We start from the raw sequence: 217 nt of genomic DNA, 5'->3' as shown, positions 1-217 counted from the left end.
AGATCCGCAAGCTGCGCGAGCAGATGCGGCAACTCGACGAGACCCGGGAGCAGTTGAAGAACGAGCCAGATGGTCAGCGCTCCACCACCGATCCCGATGCCCGGTCGATGAACTCACAGGCCAAGGGCGCGGGCATGGTCGGCTACAACGTGCAGACGGCGGTCGATGCCAAACACCACCTCATCGTGGCGCACGAGGTCACCAACATCGGCAACGA

1 pseudogene is annotated in these 217 nt (G+C 63.1%); it reads left to right on the top strand.

The annotated features are described in order from the left end of the window. Positions 1 to 217: pseudogene (locus AC0IYU_RS35080) on the top strand (IS5/IS1182 family transposase); the annotation flags it as partial.

The organism is Variovorax sp. AC103 (assembly GCF_979254005.1).
The sequence above is the reverse complement of the archived record's forward strand: the minus strand, read 5'-3'. Positions and strand labels throughout refer to the sequence as shown.